Genomic DNA, 306 nt, shown 5'->3' on the forward strand with positions numbered 1-306 from the left:
AGCCCTTTCCGGGCGTGAGTGCGTTGCCGATGAGGATCAGCAGCTGCGGGATCGGGCCCATGATCCGGGCGAGCGGAAGCAGCACATAGGCGGCCGCCGTCGCGGTGTTGAGCGGGTGCTGGCGGCCGATGGTGCGCGGCGAGACGCCCACGGCGACGTAACTCACCAGGACCATCACGCCGATCGCGAGCGTCAGCGCCTGCCAGGTGACGGTGAATTCACGCAGGCACACGTACGTGACGAGAACACCCGCCGCCATCTCGCAGGCGACCCGCTACCTCAATGTGGCACTGCTGGTGCGGGTCG

1 pseudogene is annotated in these 306 nt (G+C 68.0%); it reads right to left on the minus strand.

The annotated features are described in order from the left end of the window. Positions 1 to 274 (minus strand): annotated as a pseudogene (locus J0695_RS42755) (CNNM domain-containing protein); the annotation flags it as partial. Positions 275 to 306: the final 32 nt, after the last annotated feature.

It is taken from the genome of Streptomyces beijiangensis (assembly GCF_017315755.1).
Lineage (GTDB): Bacteria > Actinomycetota > Actinomycetes > Streptomycetales > Streptomycetaceae > Streptomyces > Streptomyces beijiangensis.